Origin of the sequence: Streptomyces sp. 7N604 (assembly GCF_052245475.1) — a bacterium.
In the GTDB taxonomy this organism is placed as follows: Bacteria; Actinomycetota; Actinomycetes; order Streptomycetales; family Streptomycetaceae; genus Streptomyces.
The window spans coordinates 135,214-159,094 of record NZ_JBQQBX010000016.1 but is presented as its reverse complement, the minus strand read 5'-3'; the positions used below and the strand labels follow the sequence as shown (position 1 = coordinate 159,094).

The window sequence follows — 23,881 nt, the reverse complement described above, 5'->3', positions numbered from 1 at the left end:
CGAGTCGCGGTCATGGCCGGGCGCCTGCGGCCGTCGGCCCGACAGGAGCCCTTTGTCCGGGGCCGGTTGACGAAAGTTCCTCCGTCACCATTCGGCGAAGGAGCCGTCGGCGTGCCGCCAGACCGGGTTGCGCCAGGCGTGTCCGCGCCGGTCGGCCGTGCGTACCGCCGCCTCGTCGACCGTGACGCCGAGCCCCGGGAGCTCGGTGCGCCGGGCGTGCCCCGCGGTGAAGCGGAACGGCTCGGGATCGACGACGTACGACAGCAGGTCGGCTTCCTTGTTGTAGTGGATGCCCAGACTCTGCTCCTGGATGAGGAAGTTCGGTACGGCGAGCGCGATCTGCAGGCTTGCGGCGAGCGCGATGGGACCGAGCGGGCAGTGCGGGGCGAGCTGGGCGCCGTAGGTTTCGGCGAGCGCGGCGATGCGGTGCACCTCGGTGATGCCGCCCGCGTGGGACGGGTCGGGCTGGGCGACGGCGATCCCGGCCGTCAGGGCGGGCAGGAATCCGGGCCGGTCGTAGAGCCGTTCGCCGGTGGCGACCGGCACCGGGCTGCCGCTGACGAGTCCGGCGAGCAGGTGCGTCTGCTCGGGCAGCAGCGGCTCCTCGACGAACAGCGGGTGCAGCGGGGCGAGTTCGACCAGGACACGGCGGGCTCCCGCTGGGGTGAAGCGGCCGTGGCAGTCGACCGCCACGTCCCGGTGCGGGCCCAGCACCTCGCGGGCTGTGGCGACGCGCTCGACGACCGCGGCCGTCTCTGCAGGGCTGGCGATCGGCGACACCCGGCCCGCCGCGTTCATCTTCACCGCGGTGAAGCCCGCCTCGACCTGAGCGGTGATCTGCTCGGTGAGCTGGGCCGGTTCGTCGCCGCCGACCCAGGCGTAGACGCGGACCGTATCGCGTACGGGCCCGCCGAGCAGCGCGTGCACGGGGGCCCCGTAGGTCTTGCCCGCGATGTCCCACAGGGCCTGGTCGAGGCCGGCGACGGCGCTGGAGAGGATGGGCCCGCCCCGGTAGAAGCCGCCCTTGCTCAGCACCTGCCAGTGGTCCTGGATCCGCAGCGGATCCCGCCCGACGAGGTATTCGGCGAGAACGTCGACGGCCGCGCGGACGACCTCGGCGCGCCCCTCGACCACCGGCTCGCCCCAGCCGACGACCCCGTCATCGGTCTCGACCCGGCAGAACAGCCAGCGGGGCGGCACGAGAAAGGTTTCGATACGAGCGATCTTCACCGGTCACGTACCGCCTTCCCGTTCGCGGCGCCGCGGACCTCGCCGGGGTCGCGGAGAGTTGTGCCGAGGTCGCCTAGCGCTTTGTCGAGGTCGCGGAGGGCCTTGTCGAGCAGCGCCCGCATGGCCGCCTCCGCGGCGTCCGGATCCCGCGCCCGTACGGCCTCCAGCACGGCCCGGTGGCTGGGCACCGGATCGTCGTGGTGGAGGGAGCTGTGGACGATGCGGTCGCGGTGGGCGAGACCGGACTCGATGACCATCTCCATCCGCTCCAGCAGCTCGTTGTGGGTGGCGGTCAGCAGCGCGCGGTGGAAGGCGAGGTCGGCCTCGACGGCGTGGGCGGGGCCCGCGCCCTCCCCGTCGTCCGCGTCCTCCTCCCCCATCGCGGCGAGGGCCGCCTCCAGGGCGTCGAGGTCGGCGCCGGTGCGACGCTCGGCCGCCAGCCGGGCCGCGGCGGGCTCGACGATGCCCCGGACCTCCCCGAGGTTGCGCAGCAGGCTGCTGTCATCGCCCGACGCGCAGCCCGCGGCGAGCTGCCAGCGGAGCACGTCGGCGTCGAGCAGGTTCCAGTGGGCGCGGGCACGGATGAACGTGCCGCGCTTCTGCCGGGCGTCGACCATCCCCTTGGCGGCGAGCACCTTCAGCGATTCCCGCAGAGCGGTCAGGCTGACGTCCAACTCGCGCTGCAGGGCCACGAGGTCGAGGGTCGATCCCTCGGGGATCTCGCCGCTGAGCACCCGGCGCGCGAGGGTCTCCACGGCCTGCCCGTGGACCCCGCGGCGCGCGTACGGCGTCATGTCGTTCCTGCCCTTCTGTGGCTCTCTGTGAAGGCGTCCGGGTCCAGGTGCAGGGCCAGGTGCGGGACAGCGCCAGGTGCTGCATTGAGGTCCAGGTCCAGGTCCACTGCTCACGCCGAGGCCTTGACGACGCTCCAGCCGCCGTCGACGACCAGGCTCGTTCCGGTGATGTAGGAGGCCTCGCCGGCCGCGAGGAAGGCGATGGCCGCCGCGACCTCCTCGGGTGTACCGAAGCGGCGCGCGGCGGTTCCGGCGACGCTGCGCTGCCGGTCCTCCTCCCGCACCCGGTCCCAGGCCGCCGTCAGGATCGGTCCCGGCAGTACGGCGTTGATCCGCACCTCGGGCCCGTACTCGACGGCGAGCTGGTGGCACAGGGACAGCAGCCCGCCCTTGGCCGCGGCGTACGCGGGGTGGCGGGGGATGCCGTGGTGCGCGTGCACCGAGGAGGTCAGCACGACGGCTCCGCGGCGCTCGCGGAGGTCGGGAAGGGCGGCGCGGACGCCGAGGAATCCGGCGGTCAGATTCACCGCGACCTGCCGGTCCCAGGAGGTAAGGGAGGTCTCGTGAGCCGGTGTCAGGTGGTCGACGTAGGCGTTGCTGACCAGGACGCCGACGGGGCCGGTGGCGTGGGCGGCGTCGATGACGCGGCGCCAGTCGTCCTCGTCCGCGGCATCGGCCCGGACGAACTCCGCGCGGCCGCCGCGTGCGCGGATCGCCTCGGCGACGTGCTTGCCCCGCTCGTCCGCGACGTCCGCGAGGACGACGGCGGCGCCCTCGTCGGCCAGGCGGGCGGCGGTGGCCGCGCCGATGCCCGATGCTCCTCCGGTCACCACGGCCACGCGATCGGCGAAGCGGGCGCCGTGCACCTGTGGCGTTCCACTCATGCGGCGGGCGCCTCCTTCGCTGGAGAACGGGGGATGAGGATGAGGGATGAGGCAGGGGGAGTGCGGGGTCCGGTCCGACCCCGCACTCCGGGCGTCTTCAATTGCGAATATATGTCGCAGCGCGGGTGCCGTCACCACATGCCGTCGCCACCGGAGCCCGTGGTTCCCAGGGTGTCCGGCATGACGGGTGCACCGGACAGGAGCAATCGGTCCAGGCCGTCCCGACCGTGATCGAGGCCGAGTTGCGGCTCCTCGACCCGAAGTGCGGGCATCCCCGGAGCTGGTGTACGAGCTGCTCGACCCGGAGTTCGTGGAGTTCGGAGCCTCCGAGCGGCGCTGGGATCAGGGCACGCCCACTGAGGACGCGTAGCCGCCTGGGCGCGGGCCGCGGTGGCCCCGGACACCGGGCTCCTCGGCGTGCACCCGGGAGGCCGCCGACCTGAAGGCGCGATCTGACATGTTGTCACCCGACACGCCGACGGACCGTCACCTTTCCACCCCGGTCGCAGTACTTCCGCGTGCGGCGTGCTGATCAGCGGGACACCGTGGTCTCACGCGCTCTCACAGGAGGTTTCCCATGCGCAACGTCATCCGCCTGGCCGCTGTCGGCATCGCACTCGGCGGCACCCTCGCCCTCGCCTCACCCGCCTTCGCCGAAGGCCCCAACGGCAACATGCAGATGTGCTCCAAGCACATCACCCCCGGCATCCTCGGCGGCCTCCTCCCCAACACCGGGAACCAAGCCGAATCCTGCGTCACCAGCAGCTCCGTCAACCCCGGAAGCTGAGGCACCCGTACAGAGCCCCCGCTACACGCGCCGGGGCGGCCGCGTCGCGGCCGCCCCGGCTTCTCTCGCCCCGGAACCAGGGCCCTGCCGCGCCGTCAGGGCCCGGCGTCAGGGCCCGGCGTTACGGCCTGGCCTGGATCAGCGCGTGGCGGCCGTTCGTGCGCCACGGCTCCCCCGACGCGTCCAGCGACGCGAGCATTGCGGCCGAGAGGCCGGTCACGACGTCGGACTTCAGCGTCCGCAGCGCCGCGACCGGGCCCGGGAAATAGCCGGTGACCTCCGCGAAGGGCGTGGTGGCAGGCCAGTGCCGGTCGCCCACCAGACGGCGGTAGTTCAGGTCGCCCTTGAGGATCGTGAGCGCCGCCGACGCGAACTCCCGCCGCAGGTCGTCGGGCATCTCCTCGTACGGCAGAGGAGCGCAGAAGAACGGGTGCGCGCCGAGGGTCACCCGCTCTTCCCGCATCGCCGTCCAGAGGCGGCTGCCGGTGCTGCCCGCCCGGCCGGGGGCCCGGTGCACCCTCCGCAGGCTCGCCAGGACATCGGCGGTGGTGGCGTCGGAGACGTAGTACGGGTGGGGTTTCACCAGGAGGGTGATCTGTGCGGCGCGCCCGCTGGTGAGGAGGTGATCGGCGAGAACGAGATCGGGGATGAGCTCGCGGCCCGCGTTGTCGGTGACGATGACGATGCGGCCTCCACCTCGGCCTCCGCCTCCGTCTCCGCCGCCTCCCTTGCCGCCGCGCTCGGCCGCGGTCCGCAGCAGCGTATGGAGCACCGCGCGGTCGTCGGCGACCAGAGGCGGGGTGGAATCGGCCTGCCGGGTGTCGTCCGCGGTGATGAGGAAGCCGAGGTCCGCGCGATTGCCCCAGAGGGCAGCCTGCACGAGTGCGTCCGTCAGCGCCTCGTCGGAGGAGGTCTCGACCGTGTCGAGAGCGGCGAGTTCCCCGTCGACGAGGTCGCTGTTCAGCTCGGCTTCCTTGGACGGCCCGAAGGGGTCGATATCCCGCCACGGCCCCGGCCCGAAGTGGCCGACCGCCTCGAGCAGACGGCGATAGAAGTAGCTCTCTGCCCACAGGAAAGGCGCGTCGGTCCACCGCTTGCCGTAGTGTCCGCGGTCCCATGCGCCCGACCACACCGCATGGTCGTGGGCAGTGTCCGGCAGCGGCTCGATGACGCCGTTGAGCGTCTCGTCGAGGAGCCCGTCGAGCGCCCGCCGCTGAGCGGGAGTGAAGGGGAAGGCGTCGCTCAGCTGCCGGAAGAGAGCGGGATGGCGCTCGTGCCAGACGCCATACGGGAAGGAGCCCGGCTCGCTGCTCACGATGACCGGCGCGTCGGCGCCCTCCCCGGGTGTCCGCTGCGTTCGGTCCACCGTCGTCGTCCTCTCCGTCACGTGGCTCGTGCCGCGTCTTGTGACGGCGCATCACCTGGTCGTAGTCGTCAGGCTACGGGCTCATGGCTGGGCTCATGATCTCAGGACCTGACATGCCGTCACTGCACGCACATTGTTTCTGACGCCTGATCACCCCGGTCGCAGTAAGCCCGCGTGCGGCGCGGTGATCTCCAAGACACGGTGGAACCACCGCGCTCTCAAACAGGAGGTTCCCATGCGCAACGTGATGCGTCTGTCCGCTGTCGGTGCCGGGCTGTGCGGCGCCCTGTTCGTCGCCGCGCCGGCCGTCGCCGAGGCGGCTGACGGGCCCCACGGAAACATGCAGATGTGCTCCAAGAACATCACCCCCGGCATCCTCGGCGGCCTTCTCCCCCACGCCGGCGAACAGAGTGAGTCCTGCGTGTCCAGCAGTTCCGCCAACCCCGGGGCGTCCGCCAACGCCGGCACGTCCGGCGGAGCCGGCGCGTCCGTCACGCCTGGCATGTCCGGTGGCGCCGAGATGCCCGCAACTCCGGAAGCTCCCGCAAGCCCCGTAACTCCTGGTCAGTAGCACCTCTCCGGGCAAGCCGGGGCGACCGTACGAGGGCGCCCCGGCTTGCGCCGTCGGCCGGCGACGGTGGCGGGCTCCTGGGCGGGGGGGCTCCTGGGCGGGGGGGCTCCTGGGCGGGCTCCCGGCGACGGGCTCCTGGGCGGGGGGCTCCTGGCGAGGGGCTCCTGGCGGCGGGAGTCCGTCCGGGTGCACCGATGAATCCGGCGGTACCGCGGGGTCTCATCTGCAGCCGACCGATTCGGCGACACTCAGCCACGCAGGGAGAAGAACCATGGCAGGCAGGGAACCGGTCACAGAGCTGGACGCGCGCTACAGCAGCAAAGGCGCGTCCCCGACACCGTGGCCGGCGGCGCGCGAGCGGCTCGAGGCCGCCGAGCTGTACTGGCTGACCACCGTGCGCCCCGACGGCCGCCCGCATGTCACCCCCCTCCTGGCGGTCTGGCTGGACGATGCCCTCCACTTCTGCACCGGCCCGGCCGAGCGGAAGGCGAAGAACCTGCGGACCAATACCCACTGCGTCATGACCACCGGGTGCAACGCGCTGCGCGAGGGGCTCGACCTGGTCGCGGAAGGCAACGCCGTGAACGTGACCGACCACGCAGCGCTCATCAGGCTCGCTGAGGCCTACGAGGCGAAGTACGGCACCGAATGGCACTTCGACGTCCGCGACGGCGCCTTCCACACGGAGGACGGCGGCACCGCTCTGGTCTACCGGGTCGCCCCCGCGACGGTCTTCGGCTTCGCCAAGGGCGAGTACGGCCAGACCCGCTGGCGCTTCCCCGACGGCGGTCGGTGAGCGTACAGACGCGCACCGCGACTCTGCCGACTCTGCCGACTCAGCGATTCGACGACTCAGCGATCCAGCGATTCAGCTGCGCCGACGACTCCGCGATCCCTCACCCCGCACTCCGTAGCTCGGATGCGCCCGGCTCAGAGCGTCCAGGTGTACTTGCCGCCGCCCACCCACCTCACGTACGCCGGATCGTCGAGATCCACATGCCGTAGCCCCGCATGCTGCGCCAGCCGGACCACGTCCAGCATGTCGTGGGCGATTCCTGCCGGGGCGCCGTTGATCTCGACGATGCGGAACGGGGGGTCGCCCGGCATCACCCGCAGAACGACGATCGGAGCCCGTGCGCCGTGACTCATGCTCCCAGCGTGTGGCAGCGTCGCGCCCGGCGCACCTCCGCGGGCGGGTCCCCCTAATCGCGGGAGGGGATCTGCTGCACGGCCCAGCCGTTGCCGTCCGGGTCGCTGAAGAAGACGAACGAGCCCCAGGGGAAGTCCTGGATCTCGCTCACCTCCAGGCCCCGCTCGACGAACTCGGCACGTGCGGCCTTGATGTCCGAGACCACCAGCTGCAGGCCCTTCAGAGAACCCGGCCGCATGTCCGTGATGCCAGTCCCGAGCGCGATCGAACAGGCCGACCCCGGGGGTGTGAGCTGGACGAAGCGAATCTCGTCGCTGACCGTGTGATCGTGATCGGCGTTGAAGCCGGCCTTCTCGGTGTAGAAGGCCTTCGCCCGGTCCACATCGGAGACCGGCACCGCCACGAGTTCGAGCTTCAGATCCATGACACGTCGTCCTTTCGTCCGGTGACCTGACCGCTGTCATCGGCGGTCCGGCGGGTCTGTGGACGACGCTAAGGGGAGTTGCGGTCGGATTGTGTCCTCAACTCACCGCCCATGGCGGGGATGACCGTTGAATCCTGGACAAGCGCGCTCGGTGGCCGAGCGGTGGTGATCGGCGCAAAAACGGCCCCCTCGGCGACCTGCCGGCGGGTCTGCCCGGGGTCGGGCCCGTCGGCTTCCCGCTGCCGCATCGAGCACGAGAGCGTTCCCATCCGTATCTCTCGATGCGCCGAGCCGTCCCCACCGGGCCAGGGGAGGGCTCGGTGCGCATCCGGCCGGGCCAGGCCCCGGAAGGCGGCCCCCGGCGAGGGACAACGATCGGAAAGGGGCCCCTAGTGAAGAAGAAGGGCCACAGACGTTCCCGTGTCATCGGTACGGCAGTCGCGGCAGTGGCCGCTCTGGCGCTCGGCGGAGGAGGGATCGTACTGATCACCGATGACGCCGAGGCGGGCGGGGAGGCGTCGGCCTCCGCACCCGGGACGACGGGGCAGGCGACGGCGGCGACCATCGACTGCCCGGACGTCGCCGTCCGGCTCTCGCAGGTGCCACAGCAGGCGCGCCCCGAGGTGGACGCGGAACTGGCGCGGATGGACAGCCAGGTGGCTGACGCGTACCGGCGACTCGCCGCCTCGGGCGAGGCGACCAGCAGGCAGTGGGTGAACTCGCGGGTCCTGGACCCGCTGGCAGAGCAGCGCAGCACCGCCCTCGACCGTATCGGTACGGCCATCGACCGGGTCGGTACGAGTCCCGGCAACCTCGCCTCCATGGCGGCCTGCACGCTCAAGCGGGACGCCGCTGCCCCGGTTGTCTCCGCCTCCCCCGCCCCGAAGGGTTCCCCCGCCCCGAACGCGAGTTCCGCACCGGCCGCGAGTGGCCCGAACAAGTCCGACTTCGTGGATATCAGGAAGGTGCGGCCGGCCGCGGCCAAGCCGCGCGCCCGCAGCGGCGCGTCCACGGGCACGTTCACGTCGCGCTGCGGCCGCAACGAGAACAAGCACTTCAACTCGGACAACGTCATCGTGGCCCCCGGTGTGAGCAACGGCGCCCACCACAAGCACGACTACGTCGGCAACCTCGACACCAGCGCCTTCTCCTCCAACGAGAGCCTCGCCGCGGCCGGCACCACCTGCTCCAACGGCGATCGCTCCACGCACTACTGGCCCGTGCTGCGGCTGCGCGACGGGCAGCGGGAGGCCGACGCCGACGCCCCCGGCGGCGGCCAGGACGGCAACGTGGGCCGCATCCTCCAGCCGGCCTCGGTCAAGCTCACCTTCCGCGGCAGCCCGGTCGGCAAGGTCACGGCCATGCCCCGCTTCCTGCGCATCATCACCGGTGACGCCAAGGCGTTCACCAGCGGGACGGCCAACGCCAACGCCTCGTGGAGCTGCACGGGCTTCGAGAACCGCCGGCTCAAGGACAAGTACCCGCTCTGCCCGAGCGGCAGCAGGGTCGTCCGCACCTTCAACTTCCAGAGCTGCTGGGACGGCGCGAACATCGACAGCGCCAACCACCGTACGCACGTGGCCTTCGCCCGTCAGGACGGCTCCTGCCCGAGCGGCTTCCGGGCCATTCCGCAACTGGTCCAGCGGATCACGTACAACATGAGGCCGGGCTCGGTCTTCGCCGTCGACAGCTTCCCGGAGCAGCTCCACAAGCCGGTCACCGACCACGGGGACTTCATCAACGTGATGTCGTCCTCCCTCATGCGCAAGGCGGTCTTCTGCATCAACAGCGGCCGCAAGTGCGGCTGACCGCTCGGACTCCGCGTAACGTCCGGCGCATCGCCTGGCACATCGCCTGACCGACCTGCCGAGCTGTCTCCCGTACGGCCGGGACCGTACGGGAGGCGGCTCGGCGGCCGGCGCCCGTGGCCGCACCTTCACCCTCACGCGCGCCCGCATCCGCGCCCTCACCCGACCAGTTTCGCGACGCGGCTGTCCAGCTCCTCCGGGCCCGAGGGAACACCGCTGTGCACGACCTTGCTGTCCTTGTCCAGCAGAACGAAGGAGCTCTGCTGGGAGATCTCGAACTTCCTCCAGATACTTCCCTGTTCGTCGTTGAGATGCGGGAATCCGCCGACCTTCCGCGAGGAGACGAAGGACCTCATCGGCCCGGGCTTGTCGAGACCGGCCACACCGACGACGTTCACCCGGCCCTCGTAGGTCTTGGCGAGCTTCGCGGCCTGAGGGGCCTGGCCGCGGCAGGTGCCGCACCACGGCGCCCAGAACCACAGCACCGCCGGCTTCCCGGCCAGCTTCGCGCCGTCGAAGGACTTCCCCTCGAGCGTCGTGCCCGAGAACCGGAGCGGCTCCGCAGCACCCCCCTCGTCACCCGCGTCACCCGCGTCACCCGCGTCACCCGCATCCGCACGGGCCCCGGTGCCGGGCGCAGCCGTGCCGCCGCCGCTGTCCATGCTGCAGCCGGCCACGGCGAGCGCGGTGGCGGCGAGCAGGGCGGCGACGAGTACGGGGGAACGACGGCGACGCGTGCGCATGGCGGCTCCATTGAGGTCTGGCGCTGCTGAACTCCCTGCAGCACTCCCTGCGGCTCCTTCAGATATACGGCCAGGACCCGGGAAACGTTCGGCGCCGGAGCTGAACGAGGGCCGGCCGGGCGCCGTATGACTCAGCACACGTCCGCGGACCGGCGTGCGGGACCAGCCCGCCGTTCCGCTGCCGAACCCCCTGGAGGACCGCCGCATGAGCGATCTCAACTCCCTTCCCCTGCAAGCCCTTCCGGATGGGAAGGCCGAGCTCCGCCTGGTGCTCCGCCTCCGCTGGGAGGACATCGCCCTCCTCGGCCACGAAGCCGGCCGGCTTGCCGCCCAGCAGCAGCGCCCGGTCAGCCTCGACGAGGCCGCAAGCCACCGGCTGAGCACCCGGCCCGCGCCCGCCGCGGTCGCACCCGCCGCACCCGCCGCGTCCGCCGCGCCTGCCGCGCCTGCCGCGGCGAAGGAAACGGCCGCGAAGAACCCCGCCGAGGGCAGGACCGAGTCGCCTTCCGTGGTGCACGCGGTCCGCTCCCCCTCCGACCCGCTCCCCCGGCACGCCCTCCAGCAGCCCGGCGAGCACCGCACCGCTTAGGCCGTATCCGGCGGATCACGGCGCCTGCGGCGGGCCTTCCCTGACCCACTCTCCCCCGGCGGCAGTCCGCCTGGGCCTAGCGGCCCGGGAGGCTGCCCCCAGGGGGAGGGCGCCCTTGGGCGGAGCTCGCCACGGGCCACTGCGGGGAGAGATCCGCCGCGCTCCAGCGCCTACGGCACGGTGTCCATGTGCGTGATCCCCTGGTCGCGGTAGGCCCGGACCTGGTCCTGGATCTGAGCGGGTGTCAGCACGCGGTCCTTGACGTAGTAGACGTAGTCGACCTTCTGGTCGTACGCGCGCGTGGTGGCGCTGTCCTGCAGGCCATCGGCGATGATCCACTGGTTGAAGTTGACCGACATCGGAGTTTCCGGGAGATACGGCTCCCCGTGGGTGGCGAACAGGTTCCCGTCCACGTAGTACTTGATCGCCGCGCCGTCGACGGTGACGACCAGGTCGTGCCAGCCTTCGTAGCTCGCCCGCACTTCGTTGTGCGTGTTCACGGCTTCCCAGGGGTCCGGGCGGTAGGTCTCCCACGACGTCGTGAACAGGACGTTGTCCGACTCGCCCCAGCCGCCGTTGGGCAGATACTCGAAGTCCAGCTCGCCGTAGTCGAGGTCCATGGGGGCGTCGAGCGGGGTGATGGTGAAGAAGGTCTGCACGAGCTGGTCGCCGTCGGGGCCGCTCGTGGGCGCGTCGGAGAACCGTACGCGGGCGGCGTAGGTGCCGTTGCCGAACTTGCGCCGGTGGTGGATCTCGGACTGCTGCGTGCCGGCCCCGGTTCCGTCGGTTCCGGTCTCCAGGTTCATGACGCTGTTGCCGCCGTCGGAGGCGAAGGTGATGTTCTCCGGCCGCCAGGCGGCGCCGGGTACGCCGGGCCCGCCGGAGCCGGACCTGACGGTCCAGCCGTGCTCCGCGAGCTTCGGGTCGTTGTGCGCGGAGTAGTTGAAGTCGTCGAAGAGGGCCGGGTCGTCCTGCGGGGCCCGGTCGTCCTGTGCGGCCGAGGCGGGCAGAGCGGTGAGGGCGGCGCAGGCCAGCCCGGCGGCGGTGGCAACGGCCGCGGCGGTGCGCAGTCTTGTGGCGGTGGTCGGTGTGTGGCTCATCGTCCGACGTCCTCGTCTGAAGTAGGTGGGGGGTCTCGACGTACTACTGGACCGAAGCTGACCAGTTGGCCAACTGGTCAGCTTCCAGCCCCAGAAGCTGGCATAGACCAATGTCCCCGTCAAGGCTCACGCTGTCCCGAATCTCACCGTACGCAGGCCGAGTTGGATGATGGGGATTCGTACCCCTCGGCCGACCCGGCAGATCGCAGCAGACCAGTTGTGTGCTCTGCAACGCACTGGTTACCATCCCAGCCAGGACGGAGGGGCGGTCGGATGGACGGCGGATCGTCACGGGCGGTGCTCAAGCGGGAGAGGGTCCGCGACTTCCTCCTCGAGCTCATCGACGCACGCGGCCCGGGGGACGGCATCCCCTCGGAGCGCACGCTGTGCGCCCGGCTCGGCGTCTCCCGCCCCACGCTGCGCGCCGCCGTGGACGAGCTGGTGGCGACTGGCCAGCTGGTACGCGAGCACGGCCGCGGCATGTTCGTGGCGCCCGCGAAGATCACCCAGGAACTCGTCGGCGACGACCGGGCCATGACGGCCCCCCGGGCGGGTGGCGACTGGTCCAGCAGAGTGCTGGAGCTGACCACCGTGCAGGCCGGTGCCCGCATCGGCCGCAAGCTGCGCATGTCCCCGGCGGCCGAGCTGGTCTCCGTCGCACGGCTGCGGCTCGTCGACGGCTCCCCCATCGCCATCGAGCATCTGCACTTCCCGGCCGATGTGGTGGCCGGCCTCTCGCGGGCGGAGCTGGAGGCGGGCGACCTCTACGACCACCTGAGGGAGCGTCACCAGGTCCGGGTGCACGAGGCGCTGCAGTCGATCGAGCCCACGGTGGTCAACGAGGACGAGGCCCGCCTGCTCGACGTCCCGGTCCTCTCCCCCGCCCTGCTGTTCGAGCGGCTGACGACGGAGAGGTCCGGCCGTCCCGTCGAGTACGTGCACTCGCTCTACCGGGGCGACCGCTACCGCATCGTCTCCCGCCTGGCGCTCGACCCCTCGGCGAGCCCGGCGGCGCGCACAGACCCGCCGGTCCGGCGCGGGCACCACCCCGGCATCCCGCCGGGCGACTTCGCTCTGGGCGGCAGCATCGCGTCGTCGACGACCGGAGACGTGCAGTCCGCTCCTTAGGCCGTGCCCTGGCGAAACGTTCCCCGGACTTCGGACACGCTCTGAAGGAGGCCCGGTTGCCGTCAGTTCCCCCGCGCCTTGGGCGCTGGGCGGCTCACCCTCCCGCCTCGTTGGCGGAAGGCGGGCCGGGCGGGGCCGGGACGGCGCCCAGGACGTACGTCTGGATGGCCGTCGCCGCGGCGCCGCGCGCCCACTCGTGGAAGTCGATGGGCCGGATCTCGAGGGAGAGCGGGGGCGCGCCCGGATAGCGGCCGTCGCGGATGGCCTCGTCCATCTCCTCACGGGCGGTTACGGCGAGGCCGATGCCCTCTCCGGTGAGCACGAAGCGCTCGGTGAGGGTGATGTTGGCGACCGCGGCGACGAGACGGCCGAGGGCGCGCCCCGCGGCCGTGACGACCGGCTGGGCCACCGGGTCTCCGGCCGCGGCGAGGGCCAGGCACTCCTCGTACGGGACCTGGCGGCGCAGCCCGACGGAGACCGCGGCGCAGATGCCCGGGACGGACAGCATGGCGGTGGCGCAGCCGCGGTGGCCCGAGGGGCAGAGCGGGCCGAGCGGGTCGAGGGGGAAGTGGCCGAGGAGGCCGACGCCCGCGTCGGGGCTGTCCACGACCGCGTCGTGCACCACCAGGCCGTAGCCGACGCTGACGCCGGTGGTGAGGACGGCGAAGCGGTCGTGGCCGCGGCCCGCGCCGAACCAGTGCTCGGCGCGGGTGAGGGCGAGGAGGTCGTTGTCGACGACGGCGGGGAGGCCGAAGGCCTCGGTGAGGAGCGCGCCGAGCGGTACGTCCTCGGTCCACTCCAGGAAGGGCGCGGCGGTGACGGTGGCGCGGTCGGCGACGCGGCCGCCGAGGCTGAGGCCGAGGGCCGTGACGCGGGGTACGCCGGCGGTCAGGTCCGCGGCGAGCCGGTGGACGGTCGCGACGACGGAGGCCGGGTCGCGGCCCGGCAGGTCGGCGCGGGCCGAGGCGATCACTTCCGCGCGCAGGGTGGTCACCACGACGTGGACGTCGTCGCCGGTGACCTTGGCCCCGATGAAGTGGTGGGACTGGGGGGCGATGTCGAGCGGCCGGGTGGGCCGCCCGGTGCGCGGCTCGTGGCTCGTACCGGCTTCGACGAGCAGGCCGCTGTCCAGGAGCGGCCTGGCCAGCCGGGTCAGGCTGCCCGGCGACAGGTCGAGGCGGCGGGCCAGCTCGCTGCGCGGCAGGGGGCCCCGCAGCAGCACCTCGAGGGCGACGGCGTGGGCGGCCCCCGAGGGCGGGGTCCAGGGCGGCGGGGTCGCGGGCAAGGTCGGGAGCCTCCACGAAGGGTCACGGTCGTCCGGTGGCGTGCACCCTACTGAGTTCTGGAACGGAAGTCATGGGGTGGGGTTCGGCCGGTTTTCTGCGAATAAAGCCCGGCGCTTCTTCAGGGTTGACCGGCCCCAGACTTCCGCAATACAACTAACCTTGCCAGTCACCGCCACCGAGCAAGGGGTCTTCCATGAGCGAAGGACACGCCCCCCGCCTGCTCCATCTCCGCTCCTCCGGCACCAGTCTCGTCCTCGATTGCGCGGGGGACCTGCTGCCCCGGGTCGTCCACTGGGGCGCCGATCTCGGCGAGCTCACCGACGGCGCGCTGGCCGCACTGGTCGCGGCGGGCGCGCCGCAGATCGTGAACAGCACCCTCGATGTCCCGGTACCGGTGAGCGTGCTGCCCGAGCAGTCCGCGGGCTGGCTCGGCACCCCCGGTCTGTCCGGCCACCGCGAAGGCGGTGATTTCTCCACCGCCTTCACGGTCCGTTCCCTGGAGACGGGCGAGGGCCGGGACGGCCCGGTGCGCCACCGGGTCGCCGTAGAGGCCGCCGACGACCAGGCCCGGCTCTCCCTGCGGCTGGAGATCGAGCTCACCGGCTCCGGGCTCGTACGGCAGCGGGCCGAGCTCACCAACGAGGGCGAGGACGACCGCCCGTACACCCTGGACGGCCTGCTGCTCACCCTGCCCGTCCCGGGGCACGCCACCGAGCTGCTCGATCTCACCGGCCGCCATCTGCGCGAACGCTCCCCGCAGCGCCACGCGTTCACCCTCGGCACACATCTGCGCGAGAACCGCCGCGGCCGCACCGGCGCCGACGCGACGCTCGTCCAGGTCGCGGGCGAGCGCGGCTTCGGTTTCCGTACGGGTGAGGTGTGGGGGCTGCACGTGGCCTGGAGCGGCAACCACCGGTCGCTGGCGGAACGCACGAACACCGGGGCCGGGCTGCTGGGCGGCGGCGAGGCGCTGCTGCCGGGCGAGGTGCGGCTGGCGCCCGGGGCGTCGTACACCGGCCCCTGGGTCTACGGCTCGTACGGGCGCGGGCTCGATGAGCTGGCCGGGCGGTTCCACGGTTATCTGCGGGGGCGGGCGCACCACCCCCGCGAGCCCCGCCCGGTCACCCTCAACACCTGGGAGGCCGTCTACTTCCGGCAGGACCTGGGCAAGCTCAAGGCCCTGGCGGACGCGGCGGCCGAGGTGGGGGCGGAGCGGTTCGTGCTGGACGACGGCTGGTTCCGGGGCCGCCGTGACGCCCGCGCCGGACTCGGCGACTGGTATGTGGACAAGGACGTCTGGCCCGAGGGCCTGCACCCGCTCGTACGTCATGTCCGCGGGCTCGGCATGGAGTTCGGACTCTGGGTCGAGCCGGAGATGATCAACCCGGACTCCGACCTGGCCCGCGCCCACCCCGAGTGGATCCTGTCCACGGGCGGCCGGACCCCGCCGCCCGCCCGCAACCAGCAGGTCCTCGACGTCGGGCAGCCGGGGGCGTACGCGTACCTGCTGGAGCGGCTGGACGCCCTGGTGAGCGAGTACGGCATCGGCTATCTGAAGTGGGATCACAACCGCGACCTGGTCGAGGCCGGGTCGGGCCCGGGGGGCGCCGCCGGGGTGCACGCGCAGACGAAGGCCGTCTACCGGCTGATCGACGAACTCTGCGCCCGCCACCCGGGGTTGGAGATCGAGTCCTGCTCCTCCGGCGGCGCCCGCGTCGACCTCGGCATCCTCGAGCGCACGGACCGGGTGTGGACCAGCGACTGCATCGACGCGCTGGAGCGCCAGCAGATCCAGCGCTGGACCGGGCTGCTGCTGCCGCCGGAGCTCCTCGGCGCCCACGTCGGTGCGCCCGTCGCCCATACGACCGGGCGCGCCCACAGCCTCGACTTCCGCGCCGGCACGGCCCTGTTCGGGCACCTCGGCATCGAGTGGGACCTCACCGAGGCCGGGCCTGAGGAGCGGGCCCGGCTCGGCGAGTGGATCGCCGCGTACAAGGAGCTGCGTCCGCTGCTGCACGGCGGGACGGTCGTACGCGGCGACCACCCGGACCCGGCGCTGTGGGTGCACGGAGTGGTCGCCCCCGACCGCTCCCGGGCCGTCTACGCGCTCGTGCAGACCGCGACCGGCGTTCAGTCGCCGCCCGGCCGGGTCCGCCTCCCCGGTCTGGACGAGCGTGCTGACTACCGGGTGGCGCCGCTGGCTCCGGGCGACCGGCTCCACGGCCCGGCCCGCTCGCCGCTGCCCTGGTGGGGAGACGGCGCGGAGCTGCCGGGGCGGGTGCTGGCCGCCGTCGGCGTCCAGGCCCCCATCCTCCATCCCGAGAGCCTGGTCCTCGTCGAGGCCAGGCGAATCTGACGCTTAATCAGTGAGGTTCGATTCCCTTGACCATGGCCGTGAACGGCGCCCGCGGCGCCGCTGCCGAAACCACGACCGAAGCGGGACCCGAAGCCGGGCCCGAAACCACGACCGAAGCCGGGTCCGACGGTGCGAGGCCGGACCCCTGGTGGAAGAGCGCCGTCGTCTACCAGATCTATCCACGGAGCTTCGCCGACTCCGACGGCGACGGCGTCGGTGATCTGCCCGGCATGGAACGGCGTCTGGACTACCTCGCCGGGCTGGGCGTCGACGTCCTGTGGCTGTCCCCGGTCTATCCGTCCCCGCACGACGACAACGGCTACGACATCAGCGACTACCAGGGCATCGACCCGGTCTTCGGCACGCTGGAGGACTTCGACCGCCTGCTGGCCGCCGTCCACACGCGCGGCATGAGGCTCGTCATGGATCTCGTCGTCAACCACACCTCCGACGAGCATCCGTGGTTCACCGAGTCCCGCAGCGGTCCCGACACCCCCAAGCGCGACTGGTACTGGTGGCGGCCGGCCCGGGAGGGCAGGGAGCCCGGCACTCCGGGCGCCGAGCCGAACAACTGGGCGTCCTTCTTCTCAGGGCCGGCCTGGGAGTACGACCCGGCGAGCGAGGCGTACTACCTGCATCTGTTCTCCCGCAAGCAGCCCGACCTCAACTGGGAGAACCCCGAGGTCAGGCAGGCGGTGTACGCGATGATGCGGTGGTGGCTGGACCGGGGCGTGGACGGCTTCCGGATGGACGTCATCAACCTGATCTCCAAGGACCCCGCCCTGCCCGACGGGGCAGTCCGCGACGGCAGCCCGTACGGGGACGGCTCGCCGCACTACACCTGCGGCCCGCGCATCCACGACTATCTGCAGGAGATGCACCGCGAGGTGTTCGCCGGGCGGACCGGCGAACCGCTGCTCACGGTCGGGGAGATGCCGGGCGTGACGGTCGGGCAGGCCCGGCTGTTCACCGACCCGGCGCGGGCCGAGGTCGACATGGTGTTCCAGTTCGAGCACGTCGGGCTCGACCACGGAGCGGACAAGTTCGACGTACGGCCGCTGCGGCTGACCGACCTGAAGGCGTCGCTCGGCCGGTGGCAGACGGGTCTCGACGGCACCGGCTGGAACAGCCTGTACTGGAACAACCACGACCAGCCGCGGGTCGTATCGCGCTTCGGCGACGACAGCGGGCCGTACCGGGTGCGCTCCGCGACCCTGCTGGCCACGGTCCTCCACCTGCACCGCGGAACGCCGTACATCTACCAGGGCGAGGAACTGGGCATGACCAACGCCCCCTTCTCCTCGGTCGACGACTTCCGCGACATCGAGTCGCTGCGCTACTTCGCGGAGGCCGTGGCGGGCGGCGCGGACCCGGAGCGGGTGCTGGCAGGGCTGCGCGCCATGGGCCGCGACAACGCGCGTACGCCGATGCAGTGGGACGCCTCCCGGCACGCGGGCTTCACCACCGGCGAGCCCTGGCTCGCGGTCAACCCCAACCACACCACGATCAACGCAGCCGCGTCCGTGGCCGATCCCGCCTCCGTCTACCACCACTACCGGCGGCTCATCTCCCTCCGCCACGACGAACCCGCCGTCGCGCACGGCGACTTCACCATGCTGCTGCCGGACGACGAGCGGGTGTACGCGTTCACACGGCGGCACGCGCGCGTGGAGCTGCTGGTGCTCGGCAACTTCACGGGCGAGGACGTACGGGTGGACCTGCCGTACGGGGAGTCCTGGGCAGGGGCCGAGCTGCTGCTGGGCAACGCACCGGAGGCGGCGGGGCCGCTGCGGACTCCGGTGGCGCTGGGCCCGTGGGAGGCGCGGGTGCACCGCCGTACGGTCCCCGCTCCCCGGCAGGAGGAGAGCTGATCCCGGCCGAAGGCGGGAGAATACCCATTTCCGGATCCAATGCCATTGGACCGGGCTTGTGAGCAACGAAGTTCGCACTCCGAAATCGCACACCCGACGGAATTCACATTCCGGAGGAGAGTGAAACGTGTTGCCAATGCTTCGAATTCACCCTTACTTCACACGTCTTCACCAGGCACGATGCGCTGTATTGGGACGTGTGCCCCGTTCTCACAGATAGGCAGGTACGGAAAGAGAGGCAGGCAACAGCCGATTAACTGGCGCGTAGTCGTGGCGAATTTCTCCTGCAGTTCAGTCGGGCAATCGTCGTTTTGATCAGGCCATGGCAGGAGGGACGATGCCCTTCTTCACCAAGGCGGTCTGGCCGGGAGACCACCGTGACGAGATCGTCGCGGGTGCGCTCGTCGGTGCTGTAGTGATCGTCGTCGGATACGCGTCGGGTATTGGCGGCGCCCGTGCGCCGGGTGCCCAGGAGGCGGCAGCGCCGCCGGGCGTGCAGCCCGGGGCCACCGCACCGCCCAGCCCCGGCCCCTCAACAGGCGGCCCTCCGCCGGACGGCGTACCAGCGGCGCCCCCGGCCGTGCTGCCGCCCCCTGGCAGCGGATTCCAAGTCCCCCCGCTCACCTTCCCCGTGGATCACACCGGACACGGGCAGGGAGGACACGGTGGATCAGGGCTCCCGGGCGGCGGGCAGGGCAGCGGCCACGACGGTGGACCCGGCGGCCACGACGGGGGTCATGGGACCACGTACGCGCCGTCCCCCTCCGACCCTGCCGGGGACCACAGTCCCGGCACCGGTGAGTCCCCCTGCTCCGACGGGTCGGTGCACCTCGTCCAGCCACTGCTCGAAGGCGTCACCAGCCCCGTGACCAGTCTGTTCGACGGCCTGCTCCTGGGCCCCGGCATATCCGACGGCGCCACCGCACCATCCCCACGGGATGCCGAGGACACCGACGACGCCGCGGACGAGGCCCGCCTGCCCGCCATGTGCACCGGGCTCGAGCCCGAAGCCACGGCGACTCCTCCCGCGGACAGGCCATGACCCCCCGCCGGGCCGCCAGTGCCCTCGTCGTCCTCGTCGCAGCCCTGCTGTACGCACTCGGCACCGCGCCCGGCGCCGCCGCGCACACCGAGCTGCGCGACTCCCGTCCCGCGGACGGGGCCCGCTTCGCACATCCCCCGTCCCGGGTCGCCCTCACCTTCAGCGACAACACCGCAGCGGCCGCATCCCACGGGCACGGCAGCGAACAGGCGGCGCCCGACGGAGCCCACAGCAGAGCGGCCGCGGCGCCCGCCCCGTCAATCGCGGTACGCCAGGCCCTCGTCTGCACCCGATGGCTCGGCTATCTCTCCCTCACCCTCTTCGTCGGCGGCCTGGCCTTCCTCTCCCTGCTCTGGCCGCAGGGCACGGACGACCGGCGGGCCAGGGCCGTGCTCGGTACGGCGTGGCTGTCCGGGCTGCTGTCGGCCGTCGCCGCCCTGGGCCTCCAGGGCGCGTACGCCACCGCGGGTACGCTCCCCGACGCGCTCGCCCCGGCCACGTACCGCGAGGTGCTCGGTACCGACATCGGGATCGTGCTGGCCGCCCGCGCTCTGCTGTGGCTCCTGGCGGCGGCGGTCCTCGCGGCCATTCTGCAGGCCGGGGAAGCGGCCGCCCGCTCCCCGGGCTGGCGGGTGGGTGCGGTGACGGTGACGTTCGGCCTGCTGCGCACCACCGGTATAGCGGGCCACAACTCCGAGGGCAGCGCGCCCGCCTGGGGCGCGATTGCCGACCTGGTCCATCTGCTCGGCGTCTCGCTGTGGATCGGGGGGCTGGCCATGCTCACCTTCGCCGTGCTGCCGCGCCGCAGCCCGCGGGAGCTCGCCGAGGTGGTGCCCCGCTTCTCCACCCTGGCGGCGGTGTCGGTGACGGCGATCGCCGCCGCCGGACTCGTACTCGCCTGGCAGGTGGTCGGCTCACTTGACGGCCTGCTGCACACCTCCTACGGGCGGCTGCTGCTGCTCAAGGTCGCGATGCTCGGCGCCGTGCTGCTGGTGGCGCAGCGCAGCCGACTCTGGGTGCGCACCAGGCTCGACCTCGCCGTGCTGCTGCGCGGCGACGCCGCCACCGTGCGGCCCTTCGGTTACTCGGTCGCCGCGGAGACGGTGCTTGTCCTCGTGGTTCTCGCGGCAACGAGTCTGCTGGTCACGGCCAACCCGGGCCGCTGATCCGGCACTTTCCCTCCCATTCCCCCTCCCCACCTCGAAAACCAAAGGAGCCATATCTCCATGGACACCACCGACACCCCCGGTGCGGAACCGGAGCGACGACCCAGGCCGCCGTCCCGGTCCGGCAACCGGGTCCTGCTCATCGGCGGTCTGGGTGCCGCCTTCTCGGCCGTCCTGTGCCTGGCGCTGCTGCAGTCGGCGACTTCCGGAGCGGCAGTCGGCGCTCCGGCACCCGCAGCGGGACAGCAGGCGCAGCCCGCGGCGCAGCAGGGCGAACAGGCCGACTACACCGTTGATTTGAAGGGCAACGCCTACATCCCGGCGAAGCTGACGGTCAAGGTCGGCGACACGGTCCTCTGGACGAACTACGACGACGTGCCGCACACGGTCACCACCACCAAGGGGCCGGAGAAGTTCGACTCCGGCACGCTGGACAAGGGCGAGAGCTTCTCCTACACCTTCACCGAACCCGGTACGTACGAGTACTACTGCTCGGTGCACCCGGACATGACCGCGTCGGTGACCGTCGTCGAGGACGACGGCAGCGGCAGCGGTGGAAGCACCGGCGGCAGTACGTCCGGTGGGTCGACGGGCGGTGCGTCAGGCGGGAGCTCCGGCGGGCACGGCGGCGGGCACAGCACGGGCGGCAGCACCGGCGGTACCGGCGGCTCTAGCGGCGGAGGTACCTCCAGCGGCGGTTCCACCGGCGGTAGTTCGTCGGGCGGTACCGGCGGGTCCGGCGGCGGGGACGGCGATGCCCAGTGCTCCAGCGTCAAGCAGGTCCTGCTCCCGATCCTGCAGCACATCAACACGGCGCATCTCGAGCGGTCCCCGGGCGAGCAGGTCCAGGACGCACTGGCGCTCGACCAGTACATCAAGACGCACACCGTGTGGGTGGAGAGCATCCTCAACCCGGCCGTGGAGGGCGGCGGTGCGACGGCCGACAAGACGCTGACCGTCCTGCTGCAGCACATCAAGACCGCGCACCTGGAGGAGTCGCCCGGACAGCAGGTCAAGGACCTGCTGAACGCCGACGACTACGTCAAGCTGCACACCGTCTGGGCGGAGCACATGCTCCAGCCCACCGAGGACTACCTCCTCGACAACTGCTGACGAGACACCTCTCCATCGCAAGGACAGCGGGCCGGCCGAGTCGCAGTCGGCCGGCCCGCCGTCCGCTCCATTGTCACCCAAGCCCTGACAAGCCCCGACAGGAGCCCGAGATGAGCACCGTGACTCTGCCCACCACCCCGGCCCCGCCGCCCGCCCCGGGCCCCGACTGGCTGCCGAGCCCCGGCACGTACGCCGTCGCGCCGGGCCTCAGCGTCGCCGAACTCACCGCGCGGCTCGGCCCGCTGCCCACTCTCCGCGGTCGTATGACCCTGGCCGGCGCGTCCCTGACGGTGGCCGCCGACCCCGATCCGGCCCTCAGCACGCTCCGTATCGATCTGGACAGCGGGTCGCTCCGCACCGGCCGGCTGCTCGGCGACGGCAGGCTGCGCGGCCGCCGTGGCCTGGACGCCGAGCGGCATCCGCTGCTCACCTTCGTATCCCGGCGCATCGAGCCGGCGGCCGGCGGGAAGCGGCTGGACGTGCCGGGGGACCTCGTGGTGCGCGGTGTCCCCATCGCCACCACGCTGCGGCTGCGCGTGGTCGAACCGACGGAGGACCGGCTGCTCGTCGTCGGCCATGCCGAAGCCCCCTACCGTCCGCTGAGCCGCGCCACGGGGTTCGCCCTGCCCCGCCCCACCGCGCCCGCGAGCCGGCTTCGGCTGCTGGTCGCCGCGGAATTCGCATGACCGGCACGAGAACGGCGCTCCGCGCCGTGCGCGCGGCGGCGGCCCTGCTGCTCCTCGCCATCGGGCTCACCCCGCTGACGGCAGGCCAGGCGTCGGCCGCGGGACGGCAGGTGGTGATGCAGGGGTACGCCTACGGGCCCGCCGCGCTCACTGTCGCGGCGGGCACCACGGTGACCTGGACCAACAAGGACACCGCGCCGCACGACGTGAAGACCAGGTCCGGGCCCGTCGCGATCCACTCCCCACTGCTCGACAAGGGCGAGTCCTGGAGCTTCACGTTCACCACCCCGGGGACGTACAGCTACTACTGCACCGTCCACCCGGACATGACCGCGGACATCGTGGTGAAACCGGCCGCCGCCCCGGCGACGACCGCCGCACCCCAGCACGACGGGGGGCACCACCACGACCACTCCGGCGGTACGCCGCCGAGGGCATCCGCGTCACGTCCCGCGACGAGTGCCACCGGGACGGCCGGGCGGGCGCCGAGCCGGGCACCCTCCGCGTCCTCGCCCGCGACCCGCACCGCCGGGAGCTCTCCCCCGGCGCCCGCCCCCTCCGCGGCGGCCAGTACGTCGGCTGTCCCGGCGGCGGCACCGGCCGGCACCGCCCGCCCCCTTGACCCGCTGCTGGCTCTGGCCGGGCTCGTCGCGGGTATCGCGGTGCTGTGCCTGCTGCTGGTCGGCTCCCGGGCGTCCGGGCGGTGAGCCCCGAGATCGGTGAGTACCTGGGAACGGTAGGTCCTGAGGACGGTGAGGCCTGAGAACGGTGAGTCTCTGGGAACGGTGGGTTCCTGCGTGTGATCGTCGTTGCGAGATCGCCGGAGGCGGGTACACAGGCGAGGCGGAGAGCCGCAGGTCCGTCACCCCGTAGCCGTACCCCGTCCTCCAGGAGGAGCCGCCGTGAAGATCGGGATCTCGACCTTCCTCACCGATCAGGGCATCCGTCCCGCAGCGCTCGGGCGGGCGCTGGAGGAGCGCGCATTCGACGCGCTGCTCATCGCCGAGCACACCCACATCCCGGTCGAGCGCCGCTCACCCTACCCCCGCGGCGGTGAGCTGCCGGAGAGGTATTACCGCACCCTCGACCCCTTCGTCGCGCTGGCCTCCGCCGCCGCGGCCACCGAGCGGCTGCTGCTCGGGACCGGCGTCGCCCTGGTGGCACAGCGGGACCCGGTCATCACGGCGAAGGAGGTGGCCTCCCTCGACCTCGTATCGGACGGTCGCGCGATCTTCGGCGTCGGCGTGGGCTGGAATCGCGAGGAGATGGAGAACCACGGCACCGATCCGGCCACCCGGGGCCGGCTGGTCAACGAGCGTCTCGGGGCGATCCGGGAGCTGTGGACCAAGGACGAGGCCGAGTTCCACGGGGAGTTCGTGGACTTCGATCCCGTGTACTGCTGGCCCAAGCCGGTGCAGCACCCGCACCCACCCGTCTACGTGGGCGGCGGAGAGCGGGCGTTCCCCCGGGTAGCGGAGTTCGGGGACGCCTGGCTGGCCAACAACGTGCGGGCGGACGCGCTCGGCCCGCAGATCGAGCAGGTGCGCGCCACGGCGGGCCGGGAGGTTCCCGTCACGGTGTACGGAGTGCCGGGCAACCCCGAGGTCGTCGAGGGGTACACCGGGCTCGACGTCGAGCGGGTGCTGCTCTACCTGCCGACGCTGCCGGAGCGCGAGACGCTGGAGCACCTCGACCGGCTGGCCGGGATCGCCGCGCGGTTCCGCTGAGCCGCCGGGCGGATTCATGTCAGGGGCCAGTGGGGTGCGGAAGCGGGGGCGCGCGAGGCG

General features: G+C 72.1%; 22 protein-coding genes and 1 pseudogene. 14 read left to right on the top strand and 9 right to left on the bottom strand.

The features are described 5' to 3' along the window. Positions 1-84 precede the first annotated feature (84 nt). The 3 genes from dgoD to ACTWP8_RS19285 all read right to left on the bottom strand — a co-directional run bounded on the left by dgoD (position 85) and on the right by ACTWP8_RS19285 (position 2,908). Positions 85-1,230, bottom strand: a complete 1,146-nt coding sequence (gene dgoD / locus ACTWP8_RS19295) for a galactonate dehydratase (RefSeq protein WP_443323378.1) — start codon at positions 1,228-1,230, stop codon at positions 85-87. Then, positions 1,227-2,024: a FadR/GntR family transcriptional regulator gene (locus tag ACTWP8_RS19290; protein WP_443323377.1), complete on the bottom strand. Its 798-nt coding sequence runs from the start codon at positions 2,022-2,024 to the stop codon at positions 1,227-1,229. The genes dgoD and ACTWP8_RS19290 overlap by 4 nt, the downstream gene beginning before the upstream one ends. A gap of 110 nt (positions 2,025-2,134) precedes the next feature. After that, complete coding sequence (locus ACTWP8_RS19285; RefSeq protein WP_443323376.1) at positions 2,135-2,908, bottom strand: SDR family NAD(P)-dependent oxidoreductase; 774 nt, start codon at positions 2,906-2,908, stop codon at positions 2,135-2,137. A 577-nt stretch (positions 2,909-3,485) separates the two neighbouring features. Between ACTWP8_RS19285 and ACTWP8_RS19280 the strand changes: the two genes are divergently transcribed. Continuing rightward, positions 3,486-3,695: a hypothetical protein gene (locus tag ACTWP8_RS19280; RefSeq protein ID WP_443323375.1), complete on the top strand. Its 210-nt coding sequence runs from the start codon at positions 3,486-3,488 to the stop codon at positions 3,693-3,695. 121 nt (positions 3,696-3,816) lie between these two features. Here ACTWP8_RS19280 and ACTWP8_RS19275 read toward each other — a convergent pair whose 3' ends face one another. Next, a complete protein-coding gene (locus tag ACTWP8_RS19275; RefSeq protein WP_443323374.1) occupies positions 3,817-5,061 on the bottom strand; it encodes a damage-control phosphatase ARMT1 family protein in 1,245 nt (414 codons plus the stop codon). 235 nt (positions 5,062-5,296) lie between these two features. On the opposite strand from ACTWP8_RS19275, the gene ACTWP8_RS19270 reads away from it, so the two are divergent. Both ACTWP8_RS19270 and ACTWP8_RS19265 read left to right on the top strand, forming a co-directional pair. Next, positions 5,297-5,632 (top strand): hypothetical protein, encoded by a 336-nt coding sequence (locus tag ACTWP8_RS19270; protein ID WP_443323373.1) that lies wholly within the window; start codon positions 5,297-5,299, stop codon positions 5,630-5,632. Positions 5,633-5,903: 271 nt separating this feature from the next. Next, the gene (locus tag ACTWP8_RS19265) at positions 5,904-6,428 is read left to right on the top strand and encodes a pyridoxamine 5'-phosphate oxidase family protein (protein WP_443323372.1); all 525 of its coding nucleotides are present in this window, start codon (positions 5,904-5,906) and stop codon (positions 6,426-6,428) included. Positions 6,429-6,562: 134 nt separating this feature from the next. Here ACTWP8_RS19265 and ACTWP8_RS19260 read toward each other — a convergent pair whose 3' ends face one another. Next, complete coding sequence (locus ACTWP8_RS19260; protein WP_443323371.1) at positions 6,563-6,781, bottom strand: hypothetical protein; 219 nt, start codon at positions 6,779-6,781, stop codon at positions 6,563-6,565. Between the two features lie 53 nt (positions 6,782-6,834). Further along, complete coding sequence (locus tag ACTWP8_RS19255) at positions 6,835-7,206, bottom strand: VOC family protein (protein ID WP_443313718.1); 372 nt, start codon at positions 7,204-7,206, stop codon at positions 6,835-6,837. Positions 7,207-7,598: 392 nt separating this feature from the next. On the opposite strand from ACTWP8_RS19255, the gene ACTWP8_RS19250 reads away from it, so the two are divergent. Continuing rightward, positions 7,599-9,014, top strand: a complete 1,416-nt coding sequence (locus ACTWP8_RS19250; RefSeq protein ID WP_443323370.1) for a DUF1996 domain-containing protein — start codon at positions 7,599-7,601, stop codon at positions 9,012-9,014. Positions 9,015-9,172: 158 nt separating this feature from the next. Here the strand turns inward: ACTWP8_RS19250 and ACTWP8_RS19245 are convergent, their stop codons facing one another. After that, positions 9,173-9,757: a redoxin family protein gene (locus ACTWP8_RS19245; protein ID WP_443323369.1), complete on the bottom strand. Its 585-nt coding sequence runs from the start codon at positions 9,755-9,757 to the stop codon at positions 9,173-9,175. A 205-nt stretch (positions 9,758-9,962) separates the two neighbouring features. On the opposite strand from ACTWP8_RS19245, the gene ACTWP8_RS19240 reads away from it, so the two are divergent. Beyond that, the gene (locus tag ACTWP8_RS19240; RefSeq protein ID WP_443323368.1) at positions 9,963-10,346 is read left to right on the top strand and encodes a hypothetical protein; all 384 of its coding nucleotides are present in this window, start codon (positions 9,963-9,965) and stop codon (positions 10,344-10,346) included. Positions 10,347-10,516: 170 nt separating this feature from the next. Here ACTWP8_RS19240 and ACTWP8_RS19235 read toward each other — a convergent pair. Next, positions 10,517-11,323 (bottom strand): annotated as a pseudogene (locus tag ACTWP8_RS19235) (glycoside hydrolase family 16 protein); the annotation flags it as partial. Positions 11,324-11,719: 396 nt separating this feature from the next. Here ACTWP8_RS19235 and ACTWP8_RS19230 point away from each other — a divergent pair. After that, a complete protein-coding gene (locus tag ACTWP8_RS19230; protein ID WP_443323367.1) occupies positions 11,720-12,574 on the top strand; it encodes a GntR family transcriptional regulator in 855 nt (284 codons plus the stop codon). Positions 12,575-12,668: 94 nt separating this feature from the next. Here the strand turns inward: ACTWP8_RS19230 and ACTWP8_RS19225 are convergent, their stop codons facing one another. After that, positions 12,669-13,859 carry an ROK family protein gene (locus tag ACTWP8_RS19225; RefSeq protein ID WP_443323366.1) on the bottom strand — a complete coding sequence of 397 codons (1,191 nt, stop codon included), beginning with the start codon at positions 13,857-13,859 and terminating at the stop codon, positions 12,669-12,671. Positions 13,860-14,053: 194 nt separating this feature from the next. Between ACTWP8_RS19225 and ACTWP8_RS19220 the strand changes: the two genes are divergently transcribed. From ACTWP8_RS19220 to ACTWP8_RS19185, 8 genes are all read left to right on the top strand, one after another. Further along, on the top strand, positions 14,054-16,216 hold the full coding sequence (locus ACTWP8_RS19220) for an alpha-galactosidase (RefSeq protein WP_443323365.1): 2,163 nt from the start codon (positions 14,054-14,056) through the stop codon (positions 16,214-16,216). A 32-nt stretch (positions 16,217-16,248) separates the two neighbouring features. Further along, positions 16,249-18,087, top strand: a complete 1,839-nt coding sequence (locus tag ACTWP8_RS19215; protein ID WP_443323416.1) for a glycoside hydrolase family 13 protein — start codon at positions 16,249-16,251, stop codon at positions 18,085-18,087. 322 nt (positions 18,088-18,409) lie between these two features. After that, positions 18,410-19,129 (top strand): hypothetical protein, encoded by a 720-nt coding sequence (locus ACTWP8_RS19210; RefSeq protein ID WP_443323364.1) that lies wholly within the window; start codon positions 18,410-18,412, stop codon positions 19,127-19,129. After that, the gene (locus ACTWP8_RS19205) at positions 19,126-20,295 is read left to right on the top strand and encodes a CopD family protein (protein WP_443323363.1); all 1,170 of its coding nucleotides are present in this window, start codon (positions 19,126-19,128) and stop codon (positions 20,293-20,295) included. Before ACTWP8_RS19210 ends, ACTWP8_RS19205 begins: the two co-directional genes overlap by 4 nt. A 60-nt stretch (positions 20,296-20,355) precedes the next feature. After that, on the top strand, positions 20,356-21,408 hold the full coding sequence (locus tag ACTWP8_RS19200) for a cupredoxin domain-containing protein (RefSeq protein WP_443323362.1): 1,053 nt from the start codon (positions 20,356-20,358) through the stop codon (positions 21,406-21,408). A gap of 110 nt (positions 21,409-21,518) precedes the next feature. After that, positions 21,519-22,094: a YceI family protein gene (locus tag ACTWP8_RS19195; protein ID WP_443323361.1), complete on the top strand. Its 576-nt coding sequence runs from the start codon at positions 21,519-21,521 to the stop codon at positions 22,092-22,094. Further along, positions 22,091-22,801: a cupredoxin domain-containing protein gene (locus ACTWP8_RS19190; protein WP_443323360.1), complete on the top strand. Its 711-nt coding sequence runs from the start codon at positions 22,091-22,093 to the stop codon at positions 22,799-22,801. The genes ACTWP8_RS19195 and ACTWP8_RS19190 overlap by 4 nt, the downstream gene beginning before the upstream one ends. Before the next feature lie 195 nt (positions 22,802-22,996). Next, positions 22,997-23,821 (top strand): LLM class F420-dependent oxidoreductase, encoded by an 825-nt coding sequence (locus ACTWP8_RS19185; protein WP_443323359.1) that lies wholly within the window; start codon positions 22,997-22,999, stop codon positions 23,819-23,821. Positions 23,822-23,881: the final 60 nt, after the last annotated feature.

Excerpts from the sequence above, each read along its gene's own strand:
- ACTWP8_RS19270 (WP_443323373.1), top strand. The coding sequence starts at position 5,297 with ATGCGCAACGTGATGCGTCTGTCCGCTGTCGGTGCCGGGCTGTGCGGC.
- ACTWP8_RS19195 (WP_443323361.1), top strand. The coding sequence starts at position 21,519 with ATGAGCACCGTGACTCTGCCCACCACCCCGGCCCCGCCGCCCGCCCCG.
- ACTWP8_RS19205 (WP_443323363.1), top strand. The coding sequence starts at position 19,126 with ATGACCCCCCGCCGGGCCGCCAGTGCCCTCGTCGTCCTCGTCGCAGCC.
- ACTWP8_RS19240 (WP_443323368.1), top strand. The coding sequence starts at position 9,963 with ATGAGCGATCTCAACTCCCTTCCCCTGCAAGCCCTTCCGGATGGGAAG.
- ACTWP8_RS19230 (WP_443323367.1), top strand. The coding sequence starts at position 11,720 with ATGGACGGCGGATCGTCACGGGCGGTGCTCAAGCGGGAGAGGGTCCGC.
- ACTWP8_RS19260 (WP_443323371.1), bottom strand. The coding sequence starts at position 6,781 with ATGAGTCACGGCGCACGGGCTCCGATCGTCGTTCTGCGGGTGATGCCG.
- ACTWP8_RS19220 (WP_443323365.1), top strand. The coding sequence starts at position 14,054 with ATGAGCGAAGGACACGCCCCCCGCCTGCTCCATCTCCGCTCCTCCGGC.
- ACTWP8_RS19265 (WP_443323372.1), top strand. The coding sequence starts at position 5,904 with ATGGCAGGCAGGGAACCGGTCACAGAGCTGGACGCGCGCTACAGCAGC.
- ACTWP8_RS19255 (WP_443313718.1), bottom strand. The coding sequence starts at position 7,206 with ATGGATCTGAAGCTCGAACTCGTGGCGGTGCCGGTCTCCGATGTGGAC.
- ACTWP8_RS19215 (WP_443323416.1), top strand. The coding sequence starts at position 16,249 with ATGGCCGTGAACGGCGCCCGCGGCGCCGCTGCCGAAACCACGACCGAA.
- ACTWP8_RS19210 (WP_443323364.1), top strand. The coding sequence starts at position 18,410 with ATGGCAGGAGGGACGATGCCCTTCTTCACCAAGGCGGTCTGGCCGGGA.
- ACTWP8_RS19290 (WP_443323377.1), bottom strand. The coding sequence starts at position 2,024 with ATGACGCCGTACGCGCGCCGCGGGGTCCACGGGCAGGCCGTGGAGACC.
- ACTWP8_RS19245 (WP_443323369.1), bottom strand. The coding sequence starts at position 9,757 with ATGCGCACGCGTCGCCGTCGTTCCCCCGTACTCGTCGCCGCCCTGCTC.
- ACTWP8_RS19280 (WP_443323375.1), top strand. The coding sequence starts at position 3,486 with ATGCGCAACGTCATCCGCCTGGCCGCTGTCGGCATCGCACTCGGCGGC.
- ACTWP8_RS19285 (WP_443323376.1), bottom strand. The coding sequence starts at position 2,908 with ATGAGTGGAACGCCACAGGTGCACGGCGCCCGCTTCGCCGATCGCGTG.
- ACTWP8_RS19200 (WP_443323362.1), top strand. The coding sequence starts at position 20,356 with ATGGACACCACCGACACCCCCGGTGCGGAACCGGAGCGACGACCCAGG.
- ACTWP8_RS19190 (WP_443323360.1), top strand. The coding sequence starts at position 22,091 with ATGACCGGCACGAGAACGGCGCTCCGCGCCGTGCGCGCGGCGGCGGCC.